Origin of the sequence: Asticcacaulis sp., from assembly GCF_051954415.1 — a bacterium.
Taxonomy (GTDB): Bacteria; Pseudomonadota; Alphaproteobacteria; order Caulobacterales; family Caulobacteraceae; genus Asticcacaulis.
Map to the genome: position 1 here is coordinate 119,820 of NZ_JBQCHT010000040.1, position 26,800 is coordinate 146,619.

General features: G+C 60.7%; 20 protein-coding genes. 17 read left to right on the forward strand and 3 right to left on the reverse strand.

Annotation, left to right across the window (positions count from 1 at the left end):
* The first annotated feature begins 2 nt into the window (after positions 1-2).
* The 6 genes from rsmI to ACTHND_RS15675 all read left to right on the forward strand — a co-directional run bounded on the left by rsmI (position 3) and on the right by ACTHND_RS15675 (position 7,388).
* A complete protein-coding gene (rsmI, locus tag ACTHND_RS15650; protein WP_440178890.1) occupies positions 3-869 on the forward strand; it encodes a 16S rRNA (cytidine(1402)-2'-O)-methyltransferase in 867 nt (288 codons plus the stop codon).
* Positions 862-1,242, forward strand: a complete 381-nt coding sequence (locus ACTHND_RS15655) for a YraN family protein (RefSeq protein ID WP_440178891.1) — start codon at positions 862-864, stop codon at positions 1,240-1,242. Before rsmI ends, ACTHND_RS15655 begins: the two co-directional genes overlap by 8 nt.
* 53 nt (positions 1,243-1,295) lie before the next feature.
* The gene (gene gshB / locus ACTHND_RS15660; RefSeq protein ID WP_440178892.1) at positions 1,296-2,249 is read left to right on the forward strand and encodes a glutathione synthase; all 954 of its coding nucleotides are present in this window, start codon (positions 1,296-1,298) and stop codon (positions 2,247-2,249) included.
* A gap of 206 nt (positions 2,250-2,455) precedes the next feature.
* Positions 2,456-4,015, forward strand: a complete 1,560-nt coding sequence (locus ACTHND_RS15665) for a YifB family Mg chelatase-like AAA ATPase (RefSeq protein WP_440178893.1) — start codon at positions 2,456-2,458, stop codon at positions 4,013-4,015.
* 84 nt (positions 4,016-4,099) lie between these two features.
* Positions 4,100-5,626, forward strand: a complete 1,527-nt coding sequence (locus tag ACTHND_RS15670) for a response regulator (protein WP_440178894.1) — start codon at positions 4,100-4,102, stop codon at positions 5,624-5,626.
* A 52-nt stretch (positions 5,627-5,678) separates the two neighbouring features.
* Entirely contained in the window at positions 5,679-7,388 is a 1,710-nt protein-coding gene (locus ACTHND_RS15675; protein ID WP_440178895.1) for an AmpG family muropeptide MFS transporter, read from the forward strand.
* Positions 7,389-7,614: 226 nt separating this feature from the next.
* Here the strand turns inward: ACTHND_RS15675 and ACTHND_RS15680 are convergent, their stop codons facing one another.
* Entirely contained in the window at positions 7,615-9,897 is a 2,283-nt protein-coding gene (locus tag ACTHND_RS15680) for an NADP-dependent malic enzyme (protein WP_440178896.1), read from the reverse strand.
* A 247-nt stretch (positions 9,898-10,144) separates the two neighbouring features.
* Between ACTHND_RS15680 and mutS the strand changes: the two genes are divergently transcribed.
* The 5 genes from mutS to ACTHND_RS15705 all read left to right on the forward strand — a co-directional run bounded on the left by mutS (position 10,145) and on the right by ACTHND_RS15705 (position 19,034).
* Entirely contained in the window at positions 10,145-12,859 is a 2,715-nt protein-coding gene (gene mutS / locus ACTHND_RS15685) for a DNA mismatch repair protein MutS (RefSeq protein ID WP_440178897.1), read from the forward strand.
* A 45-nt stretch (positions 12,860-12,904) separates the two neighbouring features.
* Positions 12,905-15,709 (forward strand): [protein-PII] uridylyltransferase, encoded by a 2,805-nt coding sequence (locus ACTHND_RS15690; protein WP_440178939.1) that lies wholly within the window; start codon positions 12,905-12,907, stop codon positions 15,707-15,709.
* A 62-nt stretch (positions 15,710-15,771) separates the two neighbouring features.
* Positions 15,772-17,424: a murein biosynthesis integral membrane protein MurJ gene (gene murJ, locus ACTHND_RS15695; RefSeq protein WP_440178898.1), complete on the forward strand. Its 1,653-nt coding sequence runs from the start codon at positions 15,772-15,774 to the stop codon at positions 17,422-17,424.
* Between the two features lie 14 nt (positions 17,425-17,438).
* Positions 17,439-18,443 carry a tryptophan--tRNA ligase gene (gene trpS / locus ACTHND_RS15700; RefSeq protein ID WP_440178899.1) on the forward strand — a complete coding sequence of 335 codons (1,005 nt, stop codon included), beginning with the start codon at positions 17,439-17,441 and terminating at the stop codon, positions 18,441-18,443.
* 42 nt (positions 18,444-18,485) lie between these two features.
* The gene (locus ACTHND_RS15705) at positions 18,486-19,034 is read left to right on the forward strand and encodes a copper chaperone PCu(A)C (protein WP_440178900.1); all 549 of its coding nucleotides are present in this window, start codon (positions 18,486-18,488) and stop codon (positions 19,032-19,034) included.
* On the opposite strand, the gene ACTHND_RS15710 is transcribed toward ACTHND_RS15705, so the two are convergent.
* Positions 19,035-19,652, reverse strand: a complete 618-nt coding sequence (locus ACTHND_RS15710) for a YggS family pyridoxal phosphate-dependent enzyme (RefSeq protein WP_440178901.1) — start codon at positions 19,650-19,652, stop codon at positions 19,035-19,037.
* A gap of 44 nt (positions 19,653-19,696) precedes the next feature.
* Here ACTHND_RS15710 and ACTHND_RS15715 point away from each other — a divergent pair, with 44 nt between their 5' ends.
* Positions 19,697-20,329, forward strand: coding sequence for a thiamine phosphate synthase (locus ACTHND_RS15715; RefSeq protein ID WP_440178902.1), 633 nt, complete (start codon positions 19,697-19,699; stop codon positions 20,327-20,329).
* On the opposite strand, the gene ACTHND_RS15720 is transcribed toward ACTHND_RS15715, so the two are convergent.
* Complete coding sequence (locus tag ACTHND_RS15720) at positions 20,326-20,775, reverse strand: NtrZ family periplasmic regulatory protein (protein WP_245679044.1); 450 nt, start codon at positions 20,773-20,775, stop codon at positions 20,326-20,328. The two genes, ACTHND_RS15715 and ACTHND_RS15720, sit on opposite strands and share 4 nt — an antisense overlap.
* Positions 20,776-21,259: 484 nt before the next feature.
* Here ACTHND_RS15720 and ACTHND_RS15725 point away from each other — a divergent pair, with 484 nt between their 5' ends.
* The 5 genes from ACTHND_RS15725 to ACTHND_RS15745 all read left to right on the forward strand — a co-directional run bounded on the left by ACTHND_RS15725 (position 21,260) and on the right by ACTHND_RS15745 (position 26,799).
* Complete coding sequence (locus ACTHND_RS15725; protein WP_440178903.1) at positions 21,260-21,793, forward strand: DUF3576 domain-containing protein; 534 nt, start codon at positions 21,260-21,262, stop codon at positions 21,791-21,793.
* Positions 21,794-21,916: 123 nt separating this feature from the next.
* Positions 21,917-24,508, forward strand: a complete 2,592-nt coding sequence (leuS, locus tag ACTHND_RS15730; RefSeq protein WP_440178904.1) for a leucine--tRNA ligase — start codon at positions 21,917-21,919, stop codon at positions 24,506-24,508.
* A 4-nt stretch (positions 24,509-24,512) separates the two neighbouring features.
* Positions 24,513-25,106, forward strand: coding sequence for a hypothetical protein (locus ACTHND_RS15735; RefSeq protein ID WP_440178905.1), 594 nt, complete (start codon positions 24,513-24,515; stop codon positions 25,104-25,106).
* On the forward strand, positions 25,103-26,155 hold the full coding sequence (gene holA, locus ACTHND_RS15740; RefSeq protein WP_440178906.1) for a DNA polymerase III subunit delta: 1,053 nt from the start codon (positions 25,103-25,105) through the stop codon (positions 26,153-26,155). The genes ACTHND_RS15735 and holA overlap by 4 nt, the downstream gene beginning before the upstream one ends.
* Positions 26,155-26,799, forward strand: a complete 645-nt coding sequence (locus tag ACTHND_RS15745; RefSeq protein WP_440178907.1) for an HD domain-containing protein — start codon at positions 26,155-26,157, stop codon at positions 26,797-26,799. The genes holA and ACTHND_RS15745 overlap by 1 nt, the downstream gene beginning before the upstream one ends.
* Position 26,800: the final 1 nt, after the last annotated feature.

The window sequence follows — 26,800 nt, forward strand, 5'->3', positions numbered from 1 at the left end:
TCATGGAATCTCTCTTCGCCCCGCCACCGCGCGCTGTATCCCCCGGCCTCTATATCGTCGCCACGCCGATCGGCAATCTGCGCGATATTACCCTGCGCGCGCTTGATATCCTGCGTGCCGCCGATGTGGTGCTGGCCGAGGATACCCGCGTTGCCGGCAAGCTGCTGGCCGCCTACGACCTCAAGAAAAAGCTGCTGCGTTATGACGATCACGCCGGCGACAGGATTCTGCCGGAAATCCTGAAACGCCTCGCCGACGGCCAGATCATCGCCCAGGTCTCCGATGCCGGCACGCCGCTGATCAATGATCCCGGCTTCCGGCTGGTCAGCGAGGCGCAGAAAGCCGGCGCCAGGGTTCACCCGATACCCGGCGCTTCGGCGGTACTGGCAGCGCTGTGCTTGTCCGGACTGCCGACCGACCGTTTTCTTTTTGCCGGTTTCCTGCCCAATAAATCGGCAGCGCGGAAGACATTCCTGAGCGAATTTACCGCCCAGCCGGCTACCCTGGTGATGTTCGAAACCGGTCCGCGCCTGCATGACTCCCTGACCGACATTCTGGCCACGCTCGGCGACCGCGATGCCTGCGTTTGCCGAGAACTGACCAAGCTCTATGAGACCGCCCATCGCGGCCGACTTTCCGAACTGGTCGCCGATCCGGCCCTCCAGGAACCCAAGGGCGAGATCGTGCTGGTCATTGCGCCGCCGGTCGAGGCCGCGCCGTCTACCGATAGCCTGGAAGAGGCACTCAAACTCGCTTTGGAACAATATGCCCCCGCCGATGCCGCCCGGCAGCTTTCCGCCATGTTCGGCCTGCCACGCAAGATGATCTATCAAAAGGCGCTGGAAATGCAGGGGAAGATGCGTGGCTGATCGCGCAACACGGGGGGCAAAGGCGCATAAACGCGGCCATCTCGCCGAATATATCGCGCTCGTCCACCTGATGCTTAAGGGCTATCGCATTCTCGGTTTCCGCCTGAAACTGCCACAGGGTGAGATCGATATCCTGGCGCAGAAGGGCGCGCGGCTGCATCTGGTCGAGGTCAAGCAGCGCCGCAGTCATGAAGAGGCTTTAGAAACGGTCTCCGCCATCCAGCAGGAACGCCTGTGGCAGGCCGGCCTGGCGCTTCAGGAAAAGAAGCCGCGCCTGCGCAGGCTCGACCTGGTCATTGATCTCTACACGATCGCGCCCGGACACTGGCCCCACCACCAGATCAACGCTTTTGAAAAGATTGAGCGCTTTTAGCTTGTCATCGCAAAGGCGGTCTCTCATATGGGAATGAACCAAGGAGCCTCCCCATGAGCCTGCGCGTCGCCGTCCAGATGGACCCCATCGAGAGCATCAATATCAGTGGCGACACCACCTTCCTGCTCATGATGGCGGCCCAAAGACGCGGCCACACCCTGTGGGTCTATCAACCCGAACATCTGAGCTACGAAGACGGCAAGCCCTTCGCCCGCGCTCGCAAGGTTACTCTGCGTGAGGTGAAAGGCGATCATGTCACGGTCGGCGAATTTGAGAAGCTCGATCTGGCCGATGATCTCGACGTCATCCTGATGCGCCAGGACCCGCCCTTCGATATCGCCTACATTACCGCCACATATTTCCTGGAGACCGTCCACCCAAAGACCCTGGTGGTAAACAATCCGACCAGCGTGCGCGATGCCCCCGAAAAGCTGCTGGCCACGCGCTTCCCTGGCCTGCAACCGCCGACCCTGATCTCCTCCGATCCGGTGGCCCTGCATGATTTCTTCGAGCGCCACGGTGACTGTATCCTGAAGCCCCTGCATGGAGCGGCCGGCAATGGCATCATCAAGCTCAAGGCTGGCGACCGTAATCTCGACGCCCTGATCGAGCTGTTCGGCAATATGAGCCGCGAACCGGTTATCCTGCAAAAATTCATCCCGGCGGTCAGTGCCGGTGACAAGCGCATCATCCTGATCGATGGTGAGATCGCGGGCGGCATCAATCGCGTGCCAGAAAAAGGCGCCGTGCGCTCCAACCTGCGCGTCGGCGGCACGGCCGTACCGCTGGTACTCACAAATCGTGATCGGGAAATCTGCGAGATCCTCAAGCCGGTGCTCAAGGAAAAAGGTCTTATGTTTGTGGGCATTGACGTGATCGGCGATTACCTGACCGAGATCAACGTCACCTCGCCTACCGGCGCCGTGCAGCTAAAAGCCTTTGAAGGGGTGGACGCCGGCGAGATTTTGTGGGATCGCATAGCCGAGACGCTCCAGAACCGGACCTGACGGTCGCACCTGATGACGAGGGCGGTTTCCCGTCGGTAAAACAATAATAATCAGCCGTCTGATTCCCCTTCTGCAAGGCAGGGTAGAGAAAATGCGTATTTGTTCCTTTTTTGTTCTTGCTTTGTATTTTTCGTCGCGCTAGTCTGTGGATAATTCCAGTATAGGCGTACCTGCAAAGCGGCAAGATATTAAATGGGGGCAAGGACATGCCGGCGCGGATCACCACCATTGCATTTGAAGGCGCCGAGGCGCGCCGGGTCGAGGCCGAGGTTGTCCTTACCAATGGCCACATCTCCTTTCATGTGGTCGGGCTGGGCGACAAGGCGGTGGCCGAAAGCCGCGAACGGGTACGCGGCGCCTTCGCCGGCATGGGTTTGAGCCTGCCGGGCAAGCGTATCGTCGCCGCGCTTTCGCCCGCCGACCTGCCCAAAGAAGGCTCGCATTTCGATCTGCCGATCGCGCTGGCCCTGATGACGGTCATGGGCATTATTCCCGAAGACGCCCTGACTAACTATGTCTGCGTCGGGGAACTGATGCTCGATGGCCGCATTGCCGCCATCAGCGGGGCCCTGCCCGCCGCCATCGCCGCGTCTGAGTTTGGCATGGGGCTGATCTGCCCGGCCGATAATGGCGCCGAAGCCGCCTGGGCGGGCGATGTCAATATACTCGCGCCCGCCTCGCTGATCGCGCTGATCAATCATTTCAAGGGCCATGCCGTGCTCAGTCCACCGGTGGCCGGTGAGGTGAAGGCGTCGGCAAAACCGCTCGATCTCAATGAGGTCAAGGGCCAGGAAGTGCCAAAGCGCGCCTTGGAAATTGCGGCGGCGGGCGGGCACAACCTGCTGTTCGTCGGCCCGCCCGGATCGGGCAAATCGATGCTTGCGCAAAGACTGCCGGGCATATTGCCGCCGCTGACCTCACGCGAACTGCTGGAAACCTCTCAGGTCTGGTCAATGGCCGGGCTGATCGCCAAGGGTGAACTCACCCGTGAACGGCCTTTTCGCGCGCCGCATCACTCGGCCTCAATGGCGGCCCTGACCGGCGGCGGGATGCGCGCCAAGCCGGGCGAGGTCTCCCTGGCGCATAATGGCGTGCTTTTCCTCGATGAACTGCCGGAGTTTTCCCCGCAGGCGCTGGATTCGCTGCGCCAGCCGCTGGAAACCAATGAAATCATCGTGGCGCGCGCCAATCACCATGTCAAATATCCAGCGCGCGTACAATTGGTGGCGGCGATGAATCCCTGCCGCTGCGGCTATGGCGGCGTCGGCAAGGGGGCCTGCGGCAAGGCCCCGCGCTGCATCAGGGATTATCAGGGCCGTGTCTCCGGCCCACTGATGGATCGCATCGACCTGCAAATCGATGTCCCGCCCGTCACCGCCATGGATATGGCCCTGCCGGCGCCGGCTGAAGGCTCGAAGGAGGTCGCTGCCCGCGTATCAGTGGCGCGCGACATCCAGCTCGATCGCGCCAGACGGCTTGACCTGGCCATGGATAATGGCCTGAACGCCACCGCCTATGGCACCGGACTGGAGCAGATTTGCGCCCTTAATGATCAGGCCAGGGCTCTCCTGACCCAAGCCGCGCAACAAACCGGGCTCAGCGCCCGTGGTTGGACCCGTACCTTGCGTCTAGCACGCACCATCGCGGATCTCGAACAGTCCGGGCCTGTTCTGCGCCGCCATGTCGCCGAGGCCCTGGTTTATCGCCGCACGGCCTCTGCTGATGACCAGGTCGAGGCGCGAATGCAGGGCCGCGTGGTATCTTAATACTATATGAATCTCGTATTGGAGCTAACTTAACCTTTTTGATCTAGACTGGTCGTCTCAGTAGAGACAGGCGGAAGAATCCCCATGCAGATTTCAGTTACAGGCCATGATCAGGAAGAGCGGCTGTCGCCTGAGGAGCGCCTGAAAGCGCGCGAAGACTTTTTCCGCCTGATGAGCCATGAAATCCGCACGCCGCTCAATGGCGTCATGGGCATGTTGTCACTGCTGACCCGCACGCCCCTCTCCCCCGACCAGGCGTCCTATGTGCAGACGGCCAAGGAATCCGGTGATCACCTGCTGACCCTGGTCAACGATCTGCTCGACTATGCCCGCATTGATGCCGGTCGCATCGAACTGGAAACGACCGAGGTACAACTGGAGCCGTTGCTGCAAAGCGTGGCAGAACTTCTGTCACCGCGTGCCCATGCCAATCATATAGAGGTGGTGTGGTCGCTCGATCCGCGCCTCGATTATATCCATGCTGATGAAGGCCGCCTGCGCCAGATCCTGTTCAATCTCGCCGGCAATGCCATCAAGTTTACCACGAAAGGCGGCGTGCTGATCCATGTCGGCCTGAGCGATGCCGGCCTTGTCCGTTTCAGTGTCCGCGATACCGGCGCCGGCATTCCGGGAGAGGCCCGCGTGCGCATTTTCGAGGAATATGGCCAGGTGGAAGCCAGCCACGCCACGCGTTATGGCGGCGCCGGGCTGGGACTCGTGGTTGTCAAGAAGCTGGTCGATGTCATGCAGGGGACACTCACGCTCGAAAGCGAGGTGGGCAAGGGCTCGCTGTTCACTGTGGAATTCCGCGCACCCTACGGCCTGCGCAACCGGCCATCCCAAAACCGCTATCCCCACGCCATCGCCTTTATCGGTGACAACGAAATCCTGGCCGAAGGCGCTGGGTCACATCTGGCGGCAGGCGATTGCCGTTTGCGCATGGTGCCGCGCGCCGAAGATATTTTCGATCCGCAGGCCATTATCCTGGCCGATCGCGCCGCTTTTTCCGCGCCTGTGCCAGCGCCCTCACCGCGCAGCCTGATCCTGCTGGCACCTGAGCAGCGCGATGAAATCGACGCCTGGCGCGAAAAGGGCTGGTCGGGTTACCTCATCAAACCCCTGCGCCGCTCTTCCCTGCTGGAACGTCTGGAGACGCTGCACGATCAGGAACAGAAGGTCGAAGCGAAGCCGCAGAATGACGACGAACGCATTGTCAGCGAATCCGCGCCGGACAAATCGGTCCTGCTCGTTGAGGATAACCCAGTCAATGCTCTGCTGGCGCAAATCCTGCTCCAGCGCGAGGGCTGCCGTGTCGAACGCGCCTCGTCTGGAGAGGAAGCCATCGATATTGTTAAGTCTCGCCAGTTCGATATCATCTTCATGGATCTCGGCCTGCCGGGCATTGATGGGCTCGGCGCGGTACGTGAAATCCGCGCCATGGGCATCCGCACGCCGGTCATCGCCCTGACGGCCAATGCCTATGAGGAAGACCGCCGCGCCAGCATTCACGCCGGCATGAACGATTTCCTGACCAAGCCGATCGAGCTGGTGGCGCTCAAACACCGCCTCCAGACCTGGACCGGCGAGCACCCGACCGCCAAAAGCGCCTAGACTAAAGCCCCAAAGCCTCATACCGTTCCTCTGAAATGACAGAGGACAGCGAATGACGGTCACGGCAGACGACGCAAAAAAGCCCAAACTCTCGGCACTTTCCGCCCTGATGGCCTTTTTCAAACCCAAGCCCCTGCTGATGCTGGCTCTGGGCTATGCCTCCGGAATGCCCTTCCTGCTGGTCAACGATACCCTGAGCGCCTGGCTGCGTGTCGAGGGCCTGTCCCTCCAGGTGATCGGCTTCTTCGTGCTCGTTACCTTTTCCTACACATTGAAATTCATGTGGGCGCCGCTGCTCGACCGGCTGAATGTGCCGTGGCTGAATGGCAAGCTCGGTCACCGCCGCGCATGGATGCTGGTCTTGCAGGCCGCGGTGGCCCTGGGTCTGCTCGGCATCGCCGCCTGCGATCCAAAGGTCAGCCTGGGTCAGATGGCGGCTTTCGCCGCGCTGACCGCCTTCTTTGGCGCCAGCCAGGATATCGTCATGGACGCCTGGCGGATCGAATCCGTCGAACCCGAGATGCAGGGCATCATGACCGCCGCCTATCAGTGGGGCTATCGTGTCGCCATGATGGTGTCGGGCGCCGTGCCGCTGATCCTGTCGTCACGCATCGGTTGGCCGCTGGCCTATGCCACCATGGCCCTGATGATGGCCATTGGCTGGATCGCCGTGCTTCTGGCACCGCGCGGACCCGCACATAATCCGCGGCCAATCCATTATGAGGGCCTGCCGGTGCGGCCGGTTCTGGAATGGGCCGAATGGATCGTTCGCGGCCTGATCATCCTGTTTGCTGCCCTGATGATGGGTTCCGGCCTCACCGCCAATGCCGATCTGATGAATGGCCTGCTCGGTCATCTGGGCCTGAGCCCCGACGCGCAGGCCGCGTTCAAAGCCGCCTTTACCGCCAAGGCCACCGGGCCTTTCCTGCAAATTCCCTTTACCCTGGTGGGCCTGGGGCTGATGCTCGGCGCGTGTCTACCCCTGCCCTGGCCGACGCGTCCCGGCGCCTATTTCAAGGGCGCCTTTATCGAGCCGCTGGCCGATTTCTTCCGACGTTACAAGGACTGGGCCGGCTTCATCTTCGCGCTGATCTGCCTCTATCGTATCAGTGAATTTACCCTCAGCATCATGAACCCCTTCTATGTCGATCTCGGCTTTTCGCTCGATGTCGTGGGGGAAATGCGCAAGGGTTTCGGCGTGCTGATGCTGGTGGTCGGGGTCGGGATTGCCGGCTGGCTGATCGCGCGTTTCGGTGTGCGCAATTCGCTGGTGATCGGCGCCATTGCCGGCCCCTTCAGTCACGTCGGTTTCATGTGGCTGGCGGCGGCGGGTCATTCTCTGCCGATCTTCGCGGCGGCGCTTGCCATGGATAACATCGCCGCCTCGATCGCAGGCACGTCTCTGATCGCCTATATGTCCACCCTGGTCAGCCCGCAATATACGGCGCCGCAATATGCCATCTTCTCCAGTTTCTACGCTATTCTCGGCAAGCTGGTGGCCTCGCAATCGGGGCGGATCGTCGAGGGCGCGGCCAAATCAGCGGATGCCGGCGGAATCAGCAGTATTTTCAAGGGCCTGATGGGCCATTTGCACGCGGATTCCTATGTCACCGCCTCGGCCAAGCTGGGCGTCACGCCCGCTGCCATGGGCGCGGGATATTTCGCCTTTTTCGCCTACACGATCGGTATCGGATTCATCGCCATCGCCATGTCGTTCTGGCTGTATTTCCGGCGTGTGGAAGGCAGTGAGGTGAAAGTGTGATGTATTTCGGGGTGAAGGGGGTGAGAAGCGAAGGTTTCGCCGCATGGCGAACCTTATGAAATCGACACAGTGTGTCGATTTCCGCGCCGAACGCCCACAGCCATGCGGCGGGCGGCCCCTTCGTTTTTATCCTGAGAAACAAAAAGAGCGGCTCCTTTTTGGGAGCCGCTCTTTTTGTCTATTGGTAAGGCGAGGGGTCGGACCCCTCGACCCCATAATCAAAGCGTCACCCCTTCGCTGACGCCCGGATATCGTAAGCTGCGAAGGTCGCCATGGTCAGGATTTTTGACACCGAATCCGACAACTGGCAGATCTGCACCGGCTTGGACAAGCCCAGCAACAGCGGGCCCACCACCGTGGCGCCACCCAGGGCTTCGATCATCTTGGTCGAGATCGAGGCCGACTGGATGGCCGGCATGATCAGCACATTGGCCGGCGCGGTCAGGCGCTGGAAGGGATAATTGGCCCACATGGCCGGCTCCAGCGCCACATCGGGCGGCATTTCACCTTCGAACTCGAAGTCGACGCCACGTTCTTCCAGCAGGCGCACCGCTTCCTTGACACGATCCGAACGTTCGCCGGTCGGATTGCCGAAGGTCGAATAGCTCATGAAGGCCACGCGCGGGGTGTGGCCCATGCTGCGCACGGCCATGGCCGCTTCAATGGCGATATCGCCCAGCTCTTCCGGGCTTGGCATTTCGGCGACCGTGGTATCGGCCACGAAGATGGTCCGTCCCTTCGCAAGAACAATGGACAGACCCATGATACGGCCGCCCGGCGCCGGATCGACCACGCGCAGCACATCATCCAGCGACTTGTCGAACGAACGGGTCACGCCGGTGACCATACCATCGGCATGACCGGAAATGACCATAGCCGCGGCAAAGGAGTTGCGGTCGAGATTGATCAGGCGATCGACGTCGCGCTTGAGGTAACCTTCACGCTGGAGGCGCGAATAAAGTAACTGCGAATAGGCGGCATTGCGATGGCTGAGGCGGGCATTGACGATTTCGATGCCCTCCTCTTTCGGATCGATACCGGCGGCGCGCATGTTCTCCTCGACCAGGTTTTCACGGCCACAGAGGATCGGCGTACCGAGCCCTTGCAGCTTGAAGGCGTGGGCGGCGCGTATGACCGAAATATCCTCGCCCTCAGCGAAAACGATACGTTTGGACGGCCGCGAACGGACCGCCGAGGTGATCGATTGCAGGAAGCCGGCCGACGGATCGAGCCGCTGTTCCAGCGCCTTGCGGTAGGCGTCCATATCGGTGATGGGCTTGCGGGCCACGCCGGTATCCATGGCGGCCTGAGCCACGAAAGGCGGAATGTACCAGATCAAACGCGGATCGAAGGGCGACGGAATGATGTAATCCTTGCCGAATTTCAGATGGCGGCCCTGATAGGCGGCGGCCACTTCATCAGGCACATCTTCGCGGGCGAGCTGCGCCAGGGCGTGGGCGGCGGCCAGCTTCATCTCATGATTGACCCGGCGGGCACGGACATCGAGTGCACCCCGGAAGATATAGGGGAAGCCCAGGACGTTATTGACCTGGTTCGGATAATCCGAGCGGCCGGTGGCGACGATGGCGTCACTGCGCACGCTGGCCACCTCTTCCGGCGTGATTTCCGGATCTGGATTGGCCATGGCGAAGATGATCGGCTTGTCGGCCATGGTGGCGACCATGTCCGGCGTCAGCACGCCCTTGGCGGACAGGCCCAGGAAAACGTCGGCACCGACCATCGCTTCCGCCAAAGTGCGCTTGGAGGTCTTTGTGGCGTGCGGCGCCTTCCACTGGTCCATGTCGATGGTGCGGCCTTCATAGACGACGCCGTGGATATCGACCACCGTGGTGTTTTCGTGCTTCACGCCCAGTGACTTGATCAGAGAGAGCGATGACAGGCCGGCGGCGCCGGCGCCGCAGAGCACGACCTTTACGTCCTCGATCTTCTTGCCGGTGATTTCCAGCGCATTGATCAGGCCCGCCGAAGCGATGATGGCCGTGCCATGCTGGTCATCGTGAAACACCGGGATATCCGCCAGATCCTGCAGGGCCGCTTCGATGATGAAGCATTCCGGCGACTTGATATCTTCCAGGTTTACGCCGCCAAAAGCACCCGTGATGTTCTTCACCACCGTAATGAATTCATTCGGCTCCTGAGTCGCCACCTCGATATCGAACGAGTCGATATCGGCAAAGCGCTTGAAAAGAACCGACTTGCCTTCCATCACCGGCTTGGAAGCCAGCGCACCGAGATTGCCGAGACCGAGGATGGCCGTACCGTTCGAAATGACCGCCACCATGTTTCCCTTGGCCGTATAGTCATAGGCCGCTTCGGGGTTCTCGGCGATGCGCAGCACCGGCACCGCCACGCCCGGCGAATAGGCCAGGGCCAGGTCGCGCTGGGTGGCCATCGGCTTGGTCGCCATTAGTGCGATCTTGCCCGGCTGGGGGTGCTGGTGAAGGTGCAGCGCTTCGTCGTCGCTGAAGGTCTGTTTTTCGGTGGTCATGACTTTAGGGAAACTCTGACAGGGTGTGTGGCGATTTATATTATAAATTAAGGACTTGCGTCCCTAAGGGAATAGAACAAGAGCGGCGGCGAATAAAGGGTCTACACGGTTGCAGGGGTACTTTTCTTTATTGTCTGACAAATGAATTTGCAAGCTGTTGTTTTTAAAGCGCGGTTTGGAGGGGTTTTACACACTTTCCTTTGCGAAATCCCTTCTCTTCGCTGTTAACAATGGTTAACTTCTCGCCATGAACGCCCCGCAAACCCTCACGCCAGATGCCGCCACCCCCAATGTGGAGGGCGCCACGCCGGTCATGGCGCAATATATCCAGCTCAAGGCGCAATACCCCGATGCCCTCCTGCTGATGCGCATGGGCGATTTCTACGAAATCTTTTTCGAAGACGCGGTCATTGCTTCTCAAGCCTTATCCCTGGCCCTGACCAAGCGCGGGCAGTTCCAGGGCAAGGATATTCCGCTGGCCGGCGTGCCCGCCCATGCCGCCGATGCCTATATCGCCAGGCTGATCCGACTCGGCCACCGCGTCGCCGTCTGCGATCAGTTGGAAGACCCGGCCGAGGCGAAGAAACGCGGCTCGAAAGCCATCGTCAAGCGGGGTATAACACGCGTTGTAACGCCGGGCACCCTGACCGAGGATACGCTTCTGGAGGAGCGCGGCGCCAACCGGCTGGTGGCCCTGTCATCGCGCGGCGGCGTGCTGGCCCTGGCAGCGGTGGAGCTTTCAACCGGTGATGTCGAGGTGCTGGAGGTCGCGCCCGAACAACTGGGCGTTCAGTTGTCCGCCCTGCGGCCTTCGGAAAGCCTGGTGGCTGACCGGCTGATCCAGGACGAGGCGATTTACCCCCTGCTCAAGATGTACGGCGGGGTCATCCAGCCACAGCCGGCCTCCCTGTGCGATCCCGTTTCCGGAGAAGCGCGCCTGCTCAAGCTCTATGGCGTCTCCACACTCGATGGCTTCGGCAGCTTCAGCCCGGCCGAGGTTTCGGCGCTGGGCTTGCTGGCCGCCTATATCGACCTGACCCAGGCCGGCAAGATTCCGACTCTGAAACCGCCGGCGCGGGTGATTTCCAACAATTATCTCGCCATTGATGCCGCCACGCGCAACAGCCTTGAGATCGACCGCACGCAGCAGGGCAGGCGCGAAGGCAGCCTGATCTCCGCGCTAGATATGACGGTGACCTCCGGCGGCTGCCGCCTGTTGCTCAACCGTCTGGCGCGGCCTCTCTATAATCCGGCCGATATCAATGCGCGGCTGGATACGATCGAGTGGTTGCTGCCGCGCCGGACCTTGCGCGAAACCCTGCGCCACCTGATGCGCTCGCTGTCCGATCAGGCGCGGGCCCTGTCGCGGCTGTCTCTGGGCCGGGGAAGTGCGCGCGACCTGTGCGTCATTACCCAGGCGCTGACCATCAGCGAGACCCTGGCCAGCCAGTTAAATGACGCCCGCCATCAGGAACATGACGATCTGGCCGGCGAGCCGCCCGCTATTCCGCGGGAAATCGACGACATCATCTCGGCCCTGGTGCCGTCCCTGCCGCTCAGCCAGTTGCGCGACAAACTGGCGCGCGCCGTAGTCGAGGAGCCGCCGCTCAAACTGTCCGACGGCGGCTTTATCCGTCCCGGCTTCAATGTTGAACTGGACGAGGCGCGGGCCCTGCGCGATGACAGCCGTCAGGTCATACTGGCGCTGGAACAAAGACTAGCGGCCGAGACCGGTATCGCCATCCGCATCAAGTTCAACAATGTGCTGGGCTATTTCATCGAGCTTTCCGCCAAGCTGGCCGAACAGCTTCAGGCTCAGGATACGGATAAGCAGTTCATCCACCGCCAGTCTCTGGCCAACCAGGTGCGCTTCGTCACCACCGAACTGATCGAACTCGATGGCCGCATCCAGCGCGCCGCACAACAGGGCCAGACATTGGAACTGGATATCTTCGAGCAGTTACGCGAAGAGGTGCGCCTGGCCGCCGCCGAAATCCAGGGCGGGCATGACGCCATCTGCGCGCTCGATGTCGCGGTCGCCAATGCCGCTTACGCCGAGGAATGGGATGCGGTCCGGCCGGCGGTCGATGACAGTCTGCGGCTGGAAATTTCACGCGGCCGCCATCCGGTCGTCGCGGCGGCGCTGAAAAGCCAGGGCAAGCCCTTCACGCCCAATGATGTCGATCTTGATGCGTCAGGCGCCCATGCCGCGCGATTGTCGCTCGTCACCGGTCCGAACATGGCCGGTAAATCGACCTATCTCCGCCAGAACGCCCTGCTGATCATCATGGCGCAGGCCGGCCTGTTCGTGCCGTCCAAGGCCATGCACCTGGGCGTGGTCGACAAGCTGTTCTCGCGTGTCGGCGCCGGCGATGACCTGGCGCAGGGCCGCTCCACCTTCATGATGGAAATGGTCGAAACCGCCGCCATCCTGACTCAGGCCAGCGAGCGCTCCTTCATCATCCTTGATGAAATCGGCCGCGGCACCGCCACCTATGACGGCCTGGCCATCGCCTGGGCTTCGGCGGAAAACCTGCATGAGGTCATCAAGGCGCGCACCCTCTTTGCCACCCATTATCACGAGCTTTCCCGGCTCGAAGAGCGGATGAAGCACCTCAATAACCTGTCGCTGACCGCCCATGAGCACAATGGTGAACTGATCTTCCTGCACGAGGCGCGCAAAGGCTCGGCCGACCGCTCCTACGGCGTGCAGGTGGCACGTCTGGCCGGTATGCCGCCGGCCGTGGTTTCGCGCGCCCGCGATATCCTGACGCGCCTGGAAGAAGACAACCAGACCCAGCTCAGGCTCGACGACTTGCCGCTGTTTTCCGCAAGCCGCGCACCGGAACCGGCGACATATGCACCCTCTAGGATGGAAACCATGCTCAGGAGCGTAAATCCGGATGATTTAAGCCCCAAGGAAGCCCTGGAACTCATATATAATTTACACAAACTGCTGTAAGCCGGAGGCAAGCCGAGTTTTGTTCATATGAGTGACTCCTCCCCCATGCTCACCCAGACACACCCGGCGGCGCCTGCATACCGTATCGACGGGACTGACCTGCGTAAACGCCTGACCGAAGCCTATGAGGATTCGTCAGGCGATACGCTCGATTTGCGACGCCGCGCCGTTACCATTCTGAAAGATGCGCTCGATAAGGGCCGCACCAGCCTGCTTGAGCGCGTGGACGATCAGAAGGGCGGGTATGCCACCGCCCGCGCCCTGGCCGGGGTGACCGACGAAGTGGTCTCCGCCCTGTGGGACTTCACCCTCACCCACGTCTACCGCGCCCGCAACCCGACCGAAGGCGAGCGTCTGGCGCTCTTGGCCGTAGGCGGTTACGGCCGTGGCGAACTGGCGCCCTATTCCGATCTCGACCTGTTGTTCCTGCGCGCCTGGAAGGAAACTTCGCACTCGGAATCGGTGATCGAATTCATTCTCTATACATTGTGGGATCTGGGACTGAAGGTCGGCCATTCGTCGCGCACGGTCGATGAGACGCTCAAATACGTCAGGAGCGACCACACCATAATGACAGCGGTGCTGGAACACCGCCTGATCGCCGGCGATGCCGAACTGGCGCAGAACCTGGAAGACCGGCTCACGCACGATGGCCTGAAATCGCACGCCTTCGATTTCGTCGCCTCCAAGCTGGAAGAACGCGATCAGCGCCATGTCAAGACCGGCACCACGCGCTTCGTGGTCGAACCCAATGTCAAGGAAGGCAAGGGCGGCCTGCGTGACCTGCATACCCTCTACTGGATCGCCAAATTCCTGGCGGGCGGCGCCGGCAAGGATGCTGAGGTGCTCGACCTGATCCTGACCGACAAGGAACGCCGCATCTTCATGCGCGCCTTTGATTTCCTGTGGAAGGTCCGCATCATCATGCACACCGCCGCCGGGCGCGGCGAAGAACGGCTGACCTTTGACCTTCAGCCGGAAGTGGCCCGCCGCATGGGCTTTATCGACCGCGAGGGCGAACCCAATGTTGAGCGCTTCATGCGCCGCTATTTCGTGGTCGCCAAGGAGGTGGGCGCGCTGACCCGCACCTTCTGCACCAAGCTGGAAACCCAGCAAGCCAAGCCGCTGGCCCGGCTGTCGAGCCTGATCCAGTCGGGAATCATGAACCTGACGCGCGCCGATCACCCCGGCTTTATCGTCACCAATGGCCGCCTGAGCGTCAATTCACCGGATATCTTCCAGAAGTCGCCGGTCGCCATGTTCATGCTGTTCAAGATGGCCGACCGGCTCGAACTCGACCTGCATCCGGATGCCTTCACCGCCATCGCCCGCAATCTTGACCTGGTGACGCCCAGCTTGCGGCGCAATCCGGAAGCGGCGCGGCTGTTCCTTGATCTGCTGGTACGCGGCAAGGATCCGTACAAGACGCTGTCCATGATGTCGGAAACCGGCCTGCTCGGCCGCTATATCCCTGAATTCGGCCGCATTGTCGCCCAGACGCAGTTCAACATGTATCACGCTTATACGGTCGATGAGCACACCCTGCGCGCCATCGACATCATCCATGGCATAGATACCGGCGCCTATAAGGAAGACCATCCGCTGTCGAGCGTGATCATGCCGCAGGTCACCGACAAGGAATCGCTCTATCTCGCCATGCTGCTGCACGACACCGGCAAGGGCAATGAACTGGGCCAGGAAGTGGGCGGCGAGATTGCCGCGCGCAAGGCGTGTGAACGGCTGGGCATCGAGGACTGGAAGATCGACCAGGTGGCCTGGCTGGTGCGCCACCACCTCGTCCTGTCCGACTATGCACAGAAACGCGACGTCTCCGATCCGGAAACCGTGGCCGCCTTCGCCCATATCGTCGAGACGCCGGAACGCCTGCGTCTGCTGCTGATCCTGACCGTGGCCGATATCCGCGCCGTCGGTCCGGGCGTGTGGAATGCCTGGAAAGGTCAGTTGATGCGCGACCTGTTCGACGCCACCGAAAGTGCCTTCCGCGGCGGACGGGGACCGGATGCCGTGGCCAGCGTACGCGAAGACATCCAGCAACGCGCCCATGCCCGCCGGGTGCAGTTGAGCGAAAACGACGCCGATATGGCCGACTGGTTGGAAACCATGGACGAAAGTTACCTGTTCTCGTTCAGTCCTGAAGATATCAAGAACCATGCGGTGCTGGTGCGCAACGCCAATGGCGCACCAGCCGTAGCCCTGCGCATCGATACGGTGCGCAACGCCACCGCCTTCTCGATCTCGGCCGAGGACCGCACCGGGCTCTTTGCCGATCTGGCGCGCTGCTTCGCCAATCTCGGCGGAAACGTGGTCGGGGCGCAGGTCTTCACCTCAGCCACCGGCCAGGCGCTCGACGTGTTTTATGTGCAGGATTCGACCGGCAAGCCCTTCGCCCATGACGACCTGCCGCGCCAGAAACACGCCCAGACCGCCCTGGAAGCCGCCGCCCATGGCCGTCTGCCGGAAGCCCTGACCTGGAAATCGCCCTTCGCGGCGCGCACCGCCGCCTTCGCCATCGCCCCCACAGTGGTCTTTGACGATGACAGCAACGCCAATGTCACCATCATCGAAGTTTCCGGCCGCGACCGTCCCGGCCTGCTGGCCGATATTGTCGAGGTCATGGCGAAGCAGCATGTCGATATCGCCTCGGCGCATATCGATTGTTATGGCGAACGCGCGGTTGACGCCTTCTATGTGGCGGACCACTACCGCAAGGCGCAACTGGCCGGCGGCCTGAAGCAGACCCTGAAAAAGCAGTTGCTGGCCGTGCTCGACAAGCCGGCCCAGCCGCCAAAGCGCAACCTGGCGCGGGCAAAAGCCAGCCTGGCGCGTTAACCCATAACTGCTTGCAGGAAATCCACAGCCAGCCTAAAGCGAAAGACACACCTTAGCAGAGCATGTCCGTGTCAGACGTCGAAACGCCCGCAACACCCGTCAAGAAATCCTCCGGGCTTCTGCGCAATTCGCTGATCAACAGCAGCTTTACCCTGATTTCGCGTCTGGCCGGCTTCGCCCGTGACCTGGTGCTGGCCGCCTATCTCGGCGCCTCGGGCAATATCATGGCCGATGCCTATAACACCGCCCAGGCATTTCCCAACCTGTTCCGGCGTATCTTTGCCGAAGGCGCATTTTCCGCTGCCTTCGTGCCATCCTATTCGGCCGCCCTTGAGCGTGATGGCAAAGAAGCGGCCGACAAGATGGCGCATGACGCCATGGCAACGCTCACCTTCATCACGGTCGCCTTCTGCCTGCTGTGCCAGTTCACCATGCCGTGGCTGATGATGGTGATCAAGCCGGGCTTCCTGGCCGATCCCGCCAAGTACAAGCTGGCCGTGCTCTTCACCCAGATCACCATGCCCTACCTGCCCTGCATGGCGATCGTGGCGCACCTGTCCGGCGTACTGAATGCGCGCGGCCGCTTCCTGATGTCGGCCGGCGTACCGATCCTGCTCAATGCCGTCACCCTGATCTCCATCCTGCCACAACATACGGTCTATGCCTCGGCGCTGTGGGGCTCGATCGGCACCCTGATCGCCGGTATCCTGCAGGCCGCCATGCTGTTGTGGGGCGCACGGAAATCCGGCGCCCATGTCAATCTGGCGATCATCCCGGTGTTCTCGAAGGACATCAACAGGCTGCTCCTGCTGGCCGTGCCCGGTGCGCTGGCCGCCGCCGCCACCCAGGTCAATATCTTCATTTCCGGCATCTTTTCCTCATCTATCCACGGCGCGACCTCATGGCTGGCCATGGCCGATCGTTTCTACCAGTTGCCGATAGGGCTTGTCGGTGTCGCCATCGGCACGGCGCTGCTGCCGGCGCTTTCCCGCGCCGTCCATGCCGAGGATCACGAAGCCGCGCAGACTCAGATGGACCAGGCCGTCGTGTTTTCCATGGCCTTCGCCCTGCCCGCCGCCGCCGCCCTGATGGCCATGCCTTTCTTCCTGATGGATGGTCTTTACACGCGTGACGCCTTCCACCTCGATGACGCTCACCAGGTGGCGCGCTGCCTGTTCCACTATGGCTGGGGCGTACCGGCCTTCGTGCTGACCCGTATCCTCAATCCCGCCTTCTTTGCCCGCAAGGACACCTTTGGTCCGATGAAGTTCGCCATTATCTCGGTGATCGTAAACCTGAGCGTCGGCCTGACCATGTTCAAGCTGATCGGCACGGCCGGCCTCGCCATCGGCACCTCGGCCGCCGCCTGGGTCAATGTGGCGCTGATGGTCTTTACGCTTGCCAAACGCCGGACCTGGATCATCACCCCCAAAGCCTTCCGCACCCTGCTATTGCTGCTGCTCTGCGGCGCGAGCATGGCCGCCTTCTGTGGCCTCAGCTCGTTTGAGCGCCCGCTGATACAGGGCGCCATCGGCTCGGTAGTGCCCTATGTGCGCGGCATTCCGTTGCTGCCTGCGATCTTTAGCCACACCAAGGAAATCGCCGTTCTGGGGGTTTGTTTCGCCGGCCTGTTCCTTTATATCGGACTGCTGTTTATAACCGGCGCGATCAAGCCGTCCGAACTGAAGGCGGTGCTGCGGCGCCGTTCTGCATAATCAAGTAAGACCACATGACCAAGAAACGCATCCTTTCCGGCATCCAGGCCTCCGGCTCCCTGCACCTCGGCAACTATCTCGGCGCCCTGAAAAAGTTCGCCGATATGCAATCCGATGACGCCGAGCGCTTCTTCTTCATCGCCGACCTGCACGCCATCACCGTCTGGCAGGAACCGCAAAAGCTGCTCGACCAGACGCGCGAAATCGCCGCCTGTTACCTGGCGGCCGGCGTCGATATCGAAAAGTCGACCATCTTCCCGCAATCGGCCGTGGCCGGCCATGTCGAACTGGCGTGGATCTTCAACTGCGTCGCCCGCTTAGGCTGGCTCGACCGCATGACCCAGTTCAAGGACAAGGCCGGCAAGGACAAGGAACGCGCCAGCGTGGGCCTCTACACCTATCCGGTGCTCCAGGCGGCTGACATCCTGCTTTACAAGGCCACCCATGTGCCCGTGGGCGAGGACCAGCGCCAGCACCTCGAACTGACGCGCGACGTGGCCAAGAAGTTCAACCACGATTTCGAGGTCGATTACTTCCCGGTGCCGGAAACCCTCTATCAGGGCCCCGGTGCGCGCATCATGTCCCTGCGCGACGGCATGGCCAAGATGTCGAAGTCAGACCCTTCCGATAATTCGCGCATCAATCTGACCGATGACGCTGATACCATTGCCGCCAAGATCAAGAAGGCCAAGTCCGACGCCGATGTGCTTCCGGAAAGCGCTGAAGGTCTGGAAAACCGTCCGGAAGCCAAGAACCTGGTCGGCATCTATGCCGCCCTAGCCGGCATTTCCGTGGCTGACGTGCTGAAGGATTTCGGCGGCAAGGGCTTCGGCGCCTTCAAACCGGCTCTGGCCGAGGTCGTGGTCGAAAAGATGGCGCCAATCTCAGAACGCCTGCGCAGGCTTTTGGCCGATCCGGCCGAAATCGACCGCGTGCTGAGGATTGGTGCCGACCGCGCCAATGAAGTGGCGGCACCGGTGGTCAAGGATGTAAAGAAGATTGTGGGACTCTGGGGTTAAGTCGCAGAGGCACAGCCTCTGCACTCGTAAATGGAGAGCGGTATGAGAGCTAACATTATTCTGGGCCTGGCGTGCCTGACCCTGCCATTCACTTTAGCCGCCTGTGAAAAGGTAGAGCAGCGCACCACCACTATATCGAGCTCAAGCGACGCCAGCGGCGTAGTCACGCAGTCCAGCCTGAGCATGACCGATTACGCCATGCGCGCGGCCCTGGGCAATAATCCCAATACCGCCGCCTATGTCACCATCACCAACAAGGGCAATACCGACGACCGCCTGATCTCGGCGGCCTGTGAGTGCGCCACCACCACGACCCTGCACACCATGAAAATGAACGGCTCGACCATGGAAATGGCCGAGGCGAAGGACGGCTTTGTCATCCGCTCCGGCGATACCTTGGTATTCAAGCCCGGCGGCAATCACATCATGCTCGAAAACCTGACCCATCGTCCGGTCGCGGGCGAAACGGTCAATGTCACCCTGGTATTTGAAAAGGCCGGACCCGTCACCCTGCCGATGCTGGTGTCCAATACGCCCTTGGCCAAGGCCGGCACTTCGGGCGGCATGGACCACGGCGATATGAAGATGTAATCAGCGGCTGCCGAAAAGCGCTGATCCGGCGCGGATTTCCGTGGAACCGAAAGCGATGGCTGTCTCGAAATCATCGCTCATTCCCATGCTGAGATGATTGATGCCGTTGCGGTCGGCGATCTTTTTCAGCAGGGCGAAATAAGGCCCCCGTGGCCCCTCGACCGGCGGAATACACATCAGTCCTTCGATTTTTAGGCCATAGCCTTTGCAGGTGGCCAGAAAAGCGTCGGTCTCCGCCGGCAGAACGCCTGATTTCTGGTCTTCCTCGCCGATATTGACCTGGACATACAACAGCGGGGCCCTGCCTTGCTTCTGGATTTCATCGGCGATGGCGCGGGCGATCTTGTCGCGGTCAATGCTCTCGATCACGTCGAAAAACGCCACGGCTTCCGCCGCCTTGTTGCTTTGCAGGGGACCGATCAGGCGCAGTTCAAGGCCCGAATAGTCGGCGCGTTTGCCATCCCAGCGGGTTATGGCCTCCTGCACCCGGTTCTCACCAAAACGCCGCTGCCCGGCTTTAAGCACGGGCTCAATCGCCTCCCAGGGCTGGTTCTTGGAAACCGCGGTCAGATAGGCCGCATCCGGTGCCCGGCCAGCGGCCTTTAAAGCCTTGTGCATCTGAGCTATGAGCCTAGAATAGGCGCCAGATTGGACATCCGGTGATGACATACAAGACCCGCTTTCAATATCTGCTCGACAAGGCACGGGATATAGCGCAAGCGCAGTCGCCCCAAAACCCCAAATTGCCGCCATTGTTCTTCTTCACCGATCCGAAGCGTACGCCGCATCCGGAAGATATTGCCGTCCACATGCCGGCAGGGTCTGGGATCATCTACCGCCATTTCGGTGAAAATCACACCAGCCAGCGCGCACAATTGCTGCGCAAGATTGCCCGTGACAACGGTCTGACCCTGCTGATTGGCGAGGACGACGCCCTGGCGCTGGAGATCGAGGCCGATGGTATCCATCTGCGTCAGGCGAGCATCAATCGCGCCGCCGGTCTTCATGCCGCGCATCCGAACCTGATCCTGACTGCCGCCTGCCGTGACGCCGAGACCCTGCGCGATCTCGATGTAGCGAACGGCCTGTCGGCGGTATTCATATCCCCGGTCTTCGCCAGCCAAAGCCCCTCAGCGCAAGGCATAGCGCCTTTGGGCGTAAAAGGGGCACGCGATATGACGGAACTGTCCAGTCTGCCGGTATATGGTCTGGGAGGGATTGGCTGCGACAATATCCTGTCGCTGAAGGGCAGCGGCCTTGCCGGCGTCGGCGCGGTGGACGCGTTTAAACTTTAGAACTTAAATGTCGTTTCCAGGCGGACGCGGGGCTGCTTCTTGTCGCCTTGAGCGGCGCTGCGGGCGGGCTCCGGCTTCATCGGATCGGACTTTTCACCGAAACCAAGCGTGCCGCCGACGCGCAGGGAAGGCGTCAGGCGATAAAAAGCGCCCGCATCGATATCACTGGAACGCGGTGCGCTCGATTCGGGCTGGTTGACGTCGAACTTGACGCCCCATTTGCCATCGAGATTGAACTGGTAGACCTTGGACTGCGGCTTGGAAAAGCCAGTCGTGTCGTCGCTGATGAAGCTTTCGCCCACCGGCTGGACCAGCGGCGTCAGGCCGGCGATATTTTCGACGGTCGATTGCGGACGCACGGTCTTGGTCTGCGCCATGGCAAAAGTGCTGCTTCCGGCCAAAGCCAGAACCATCACCGAGACAGCCATGAATGCAACAGATTTCATCTTCTTTTTCTACAGCCCGAAACCCGGATTATTTCGAGAGCGACCCTTTGAAAGGGTTGTCTTCCTGAACTGCCACCGGATACCAGTTTATTGTTTTACACAGCTATTTTGACAAAGCTGTGACCTGATTGAGATATGACGAATTGTCTGACCGGTCAATTTGATATCACGCGAAAAGAGCCATCTGCCGAGATTCACCTGACAGATGTGTTGAATCCGCCACGGATAGTAAACGCGGAATAAACAACAGGGTAACATTGCAGCCCTGACGCAAAAGAGCCGGTAAGCTTTTTCGCTTTGCCCCACATCCGCCCTTATTTGCTGTAGAGTTAACAAACTTGTGATGCTACCCCTTGTCATACCCCAGGGCCTCCATGCTATAGAGGGCCGGGTCGCTGGCTAAATACCGGCAATTGGGGCCAATAAATCTAGGAATTCCGGCTGCTTAGCCGCGCGAATTCAAATCATGCGGAGTGATCAGTCTATGACGATTATGCGGAAATCGGCCCCGAAGCGTTTCGGCCTGGCTCTCGCTGCTTTGGGCGTATGCCTGTCCTTCAGCGCCTGCGCCAGCCTGGGCACCAAGGGCGGCACGGCTTCCGCCAATACCACCGCGCCGACGGAAGAAAGCAAGATTGATCTGGGTCACCTGTTTGGCGGCGGCAAGAAGGAATCCGCGAATACGGAACAGGCCGGCATCGGCGTCAATGCCTATCTGTGGCGCGCCTCGCTCGACACCATTTCCTTTATGCCCCTGACCTCGGCCGATCCGTGGGGCGGCGTGATCATCACCGACTGGTACGCCAATCCGCAAACCCCGGACGAGCACTTCAAGGTCACCATCTTCATCCTGGATTCGCGCCTGCGCGCCGATGCGCTGAATGTCTCGATCCAAAAGGAAGTCCGCGCCGGCGATCGCTGGGTGCCGGCTGACGTATCGCAGCAGACACAGCTCGACATCGAAAACGCCATCCTGACCCGCGCCCGCGAACTGCGCCTGTCGAACGTCAAAAACTAGGCAACACGGTAATCCTGAAAAAACCGTTGTGGTTATCCCACAACGGCTTTTTTTATGGTCTTGCGTCGCAACGCGCCGTATAAGCAGCCATCCCTTATTTTCGCAGATTCCGCACAAAGATTTATGGCCCGTTATAATCCCAAAGAGACCGAACCCCGCCAGTTGCAGCGCTGGGACGACGCCAATGTGTTCCTGACCCGTCAGGATGCCGACAAGCCCAAATATTACGTGCTGGAGATGTTCCCCTACCCCTCCGGCCGCATCCATATGGGCCATGTGCGCAACTATGCCATGGGCGATCTGGTAGCGCGCTTCAAGCGGGCGCGCGGCTTCAATGTGCTGCACCCGATGGGCTGGGACGCCTTCGGGATGCCGGCCGAAAACGCTGCCATGGAGCGCAAGATCCATCCGCGCGGCTGGACCTATGACAATATCGCCAATATGCGCGGTGAGCTGAAGCGCCTGGGCCTGTCTATCGACTGGTCGCGCGAATTCGCCACCTGCGACCCGGCCTATTACGGCCAGCAGCAGAAGTGGTTCAATACCCTGCTGAAGAACGATCTCGTCTATCGCCGCGAAAGCCAGGTGAACTGGGATCCGGTGGACATGACCGTTCTGGCCAATGAGCAGGTGATCGATGGCAAGGGCTGGCGCTCCGGTGCCGTGGTCGAGAAGAAGAAGCTGACCCAGTGGTTCATGCGTATCACCCGCTTCGCCGATGACCTGATCGAGGGCCTGACCGAGCTGGAGCGCTGGCCGGAAAAGGTGCGGCTGATGCAGTCCAACTGGATCGGCAAGTCACGCGGCCTGAAAATGACCTTTCCTTTTGCGGATAAGGCCGCGCTCAAGCAGCGAAGCGGTAGCGCAACGGAAAATGGAGGCGTAGAGGTCTATACAACACGCCCGGATACCTTGTTCGGCGCCTCGTTTATTGCCATCGCTGCCGACCATCCGCTGGCACAGGAAGCCGCCGCCGCCAATCCGGAACTGGCCGCCTTTATCAAGTCCATCGCCAAGGGCGGCACCACCCAGGCCGAGATCGATACCGGCGAAAAGCTGGGCTTCAATACCGGCATCAAGGTCAAGCATCCGTTCAAGCCGGGCGACACGCTCGATGTCTGGGTCGCCAATTTTGTGCTGATGGATTACGGCACCGGCGCCATTTTCGGCTGCCCGGCGCATGACCAGCGCGACCTGGATTTCGCCCGCAAATATGACCTGTCCGTCACTGAAGTGGTGCTGCCGCAGGGCGCCAATCCGGAAGATTTCAAGGTCGGCAACGATGCCTATACCGGTCCGGGTCATATCTTTAACTCCGCCTTCCTCGATGGTCTCGATATCGAAGCCGCCAAGGATGCCGCCATCGAAAAGATCGAGGCCATGGGTCTTGGCGAAGGCGCCACCGTCTTTCGTCTGCGCGACTGGGGCGTTTCACGCCAGCGCTACTGGGGCTGCCCGATCCCGGTCATCCATTGCGCTGAATGCGGCGTCGTGCCCGTTCCGGATGACCAGTTGCCGGTGGTTCTGCCGGAAGACGTCACCTTCGATATTCCCGGCAATCCGCTGGAACGCCACCCGACCTGGAAATACACGAAGTGCCCGCACTGCGGCAAGGACGCGACGCGCGAAACCGACACGCTCGACACCTTCGTCGATTCCTCATGGTATTTCGCCCGCTTCACCGATCCAAAATCGCCAACCCCGATCAACAAGCAAGCCGCCGATTACTGGCTGCCGGTCGATCAGTATATCGGCGGCATCGAACACGCGGTACTTCACCTGCTTTATGCCCGCTTCATCACCCGCGCCCTGAATCATTGCGGCTATCTGGACGTGAAAGAACCCTTCGCCGGGCTCTTTACGCAGGGGATGCTGACGCACGAAACCTATAAGAACGCGGCCGGCCAGTGGGTTGAACCCGCCGATGTCGAGGTCAGTGCCGAGGGCGGTGTCCGCAAGGCCGTGCAGGTCTCCACGGGCGAAACGCTCTCGATCGGCGATATCGAAAAGATGTCGAAATCGAAGAAGAACACCGTGGCGCCGGAAGATATTTTCGATACCTATGGCGTTGATTCGGCTCGCCTTTTTGTGCTTTCAGACTCGCCGCCCGAGCGCGACGTGCAATGGTCTACAGCCGGGGTCGAAGGCTCGTGGCGCTTTACTCACCGCGTCTGGGATCAGTTCGACACCCTGCCGGAAGGCGAGATCGCCTGCACGGACGAAGCCGCCGCCGCCGACCTGCTGAAAGCCGCGCACAAGGCCGTCAAATTCGTCACCGAAGGCTTTGAAAGCTTCCGCTTTAACGCCGCCATCGCCAAATTGTACGAATTCGTCACCACCATACGCAACTCCGACATCGCAAAGACCGGCTCAAAGGCCCGCCGCGAGGCCCTGACCCTGCTGGCCGGCCTGATCGCGCCGGTGACCCCGCACCTCGCCGAAGAATGCTGGACGCGCCTCGGCCATGAAGGGCTAATCGCCAATGCCGCCTGGCCGAAATTTGATCCCGCCCTGGCCCAGGATGACACCTACATCATGCCCGTCCAGGTCAATGGCAAGAAGCGTGGCGAGATTTCGATCCCGGTTGGCGCCCCGGAAGAGCAGATCCGCGAGATGGCGCTTGCGGACGAAGGGGTTAAGCGTCATCTTGAAGGTGTAACCATCCGCAAGATCATCATCGTGCCGAACCGGATTCTCAACTTCGTGGTGGGATAACGAAATGCGTAAAGTCCTTGGAATACTCGCCGCCTGTACTGTGCTGGCCGCATCCGCCGCCAGCCTGACGGGTTGCGGGTTCGCGCCGCTTTACGCCAAAACCGGCCTGACCGCCAGCCTCTCCCAGGTAGCGATCGAGGTACCGCAAACCCGCACCGGCTATTTCCTCGAACAGGATCTGCGCAATGGCCTGGGCGGAGATGAGACCGCGCCCAAGTCCTTCCTGCTGACCATCGGCATGAAGGAAAGGCATTATGGCGTGGGTTACAAGGTCGACGACACCTCGACCCGGTCGGAAATCACCTCGGCCGTCGCCTATACGCTCAAGGATATGACGACCGGCAAGGTGTTGTATACGAACCAGTTCAGCGAAACCGTCACCTACGATACATCGAGATCCCCCTTTACCGGCGTGATATCGCAGCAGAACGCCCAGCAGCGCATCGCCACAGCCATATCCCAGCAGATTCAGCACGATCTGGCCCTGTATTTCCACGGTGATATGCTGCCCGGTGTCACGCCGGCTGATGCCGCCGCGGCCGATGCCGCCGTTTCGGCCATGTCATCCGAAGCGGAAACCTCAGCCGCCAGCCAATGAAATTAAGTAAGCGCGCTGAGATCGATGCCTTTTTCAGCAAGCCGCCAGCCCATGTGGTCGGCGCGCTGATCTATGGCAAGGATCGCAGCCAGGTCATTGAGCGGTGTACGGCGCTGGCGAAAAAAATCGTTCCGGATATCACCGATCCGTTCAATGTCTCGCTACTGACGGATACGGATGTCGAGGGCGATGGCGGCCTGCTCGAAGGTGAACTGCAATCCCTGTCATTGATGGGCGGCAAGCGCCTGATCCGGCTTAAGTTTTTCTCTGAAAAGACCACACTGGACAAGGCGGTGGCGGCCACTCTGAAAGCCCATGCCGCCGGCGAATTCAACAAAGATGCCTTTATCGTCATCGAAGCCGGCGGCTTAGGCAGCGATTCCGCCCTGCGCCGCCTGGCCGACGCCGACAAGAACCTGGTCAGTATTGCCTGCTACGAAGACGAGACCGGCGATGTGGTGCGCATGGCCCGCGAGGCCCTGGCGGCCGACGGCGTTTCCCTCAGCAATGCCGCCATGGATATCTTCGCCCAGCGCCTGCCCAAGGAACGCGGCATCGCCCGGCAGGAAATCGAACGCCTGATCCTGTTTATCGGCCCCGGTTCGCATAAGACACTAAACGAGGTTGAGCTTCAGGAATTTCTCGGCGTCGAGCCGGAAGCCTCGCTTTTCAAGGCGGCCTCCGATGCTTTCGGCGGCCGCATGAAACAGGCCCAAGCCGGTCTGCGACGCGCCTTTGCCGAAGGTGAAGGCGGCGCCGATGCCATGCGTGCCCTGAGCCTGCAATATAACAAGTTGAAATTGTTGAAGAGTTATCTGGAAAAGGGTCTCGGCACCAAGGAGGCTACGCGCAATGCCGGCGTATTCTGGAAAGACGAGGACGATATGCTCCGTCAGGCGCGAACCTGGAATTTTCCGGCGCTCGACGCTCTGGCGCGCGACCTGATCGATGCCGACAAGCAGTGCAAATCAACCGGTATGCCCGATCTTTTGATCGCTGAACGGCTCTACCTGCAAATCGCCGGACGGGCGGCCAGGGCGGGCGCCTGATGTCGGCCGCTGAAGCCTTCGCCGCCGAATGGCGCGATTTGGCGCAGGCGCTTAATCTATCGGCAGTATTATCGGACATACTTCTGGCCGAATTGCAGGCCGGATATGGCCAGCCTGGCCGGCATTATCATACGGAAAAGCATATCGTCGCCATGCTGAACGGCGCCGGCGGGCTTGATTTCAACGATCCGGACATGGCTCGCCTGGCCATTGTCTTTCACGATGTCATCTATGACCCGACACGCAGCGATAATGAACAGCGCAGCGCCGCTTTGCTGAAGGACAGACTGGCGGACCTTGTCGCGCCCGACCACCTCAACCGGGCGGCCGATATCATCACCGCCACCGCCGCTCATCAGCCAAGCGGTGATCACGACACCGACCTGGTGCTTGATCTCGACATGGCCATACTGGGCCAGCCCTGGCCGGTTTATCTAAGCTATGCCCAGGGCGTCATGGCGGAATACCTGCCCCATATTGGAGACGCGGCCTGGCGACAGGGACGAGTGAGCCTGTTTATCGACCCAACCCTCGCGCGTGGTGACATCTTCATCACCGAACGGTTCAAACCTCTGGATATACAGGCGCGCGAAAATCTCCGACGCGAAAAAGCCTGTCTTTCCGGCGGCTCAATCACGGCCTGAG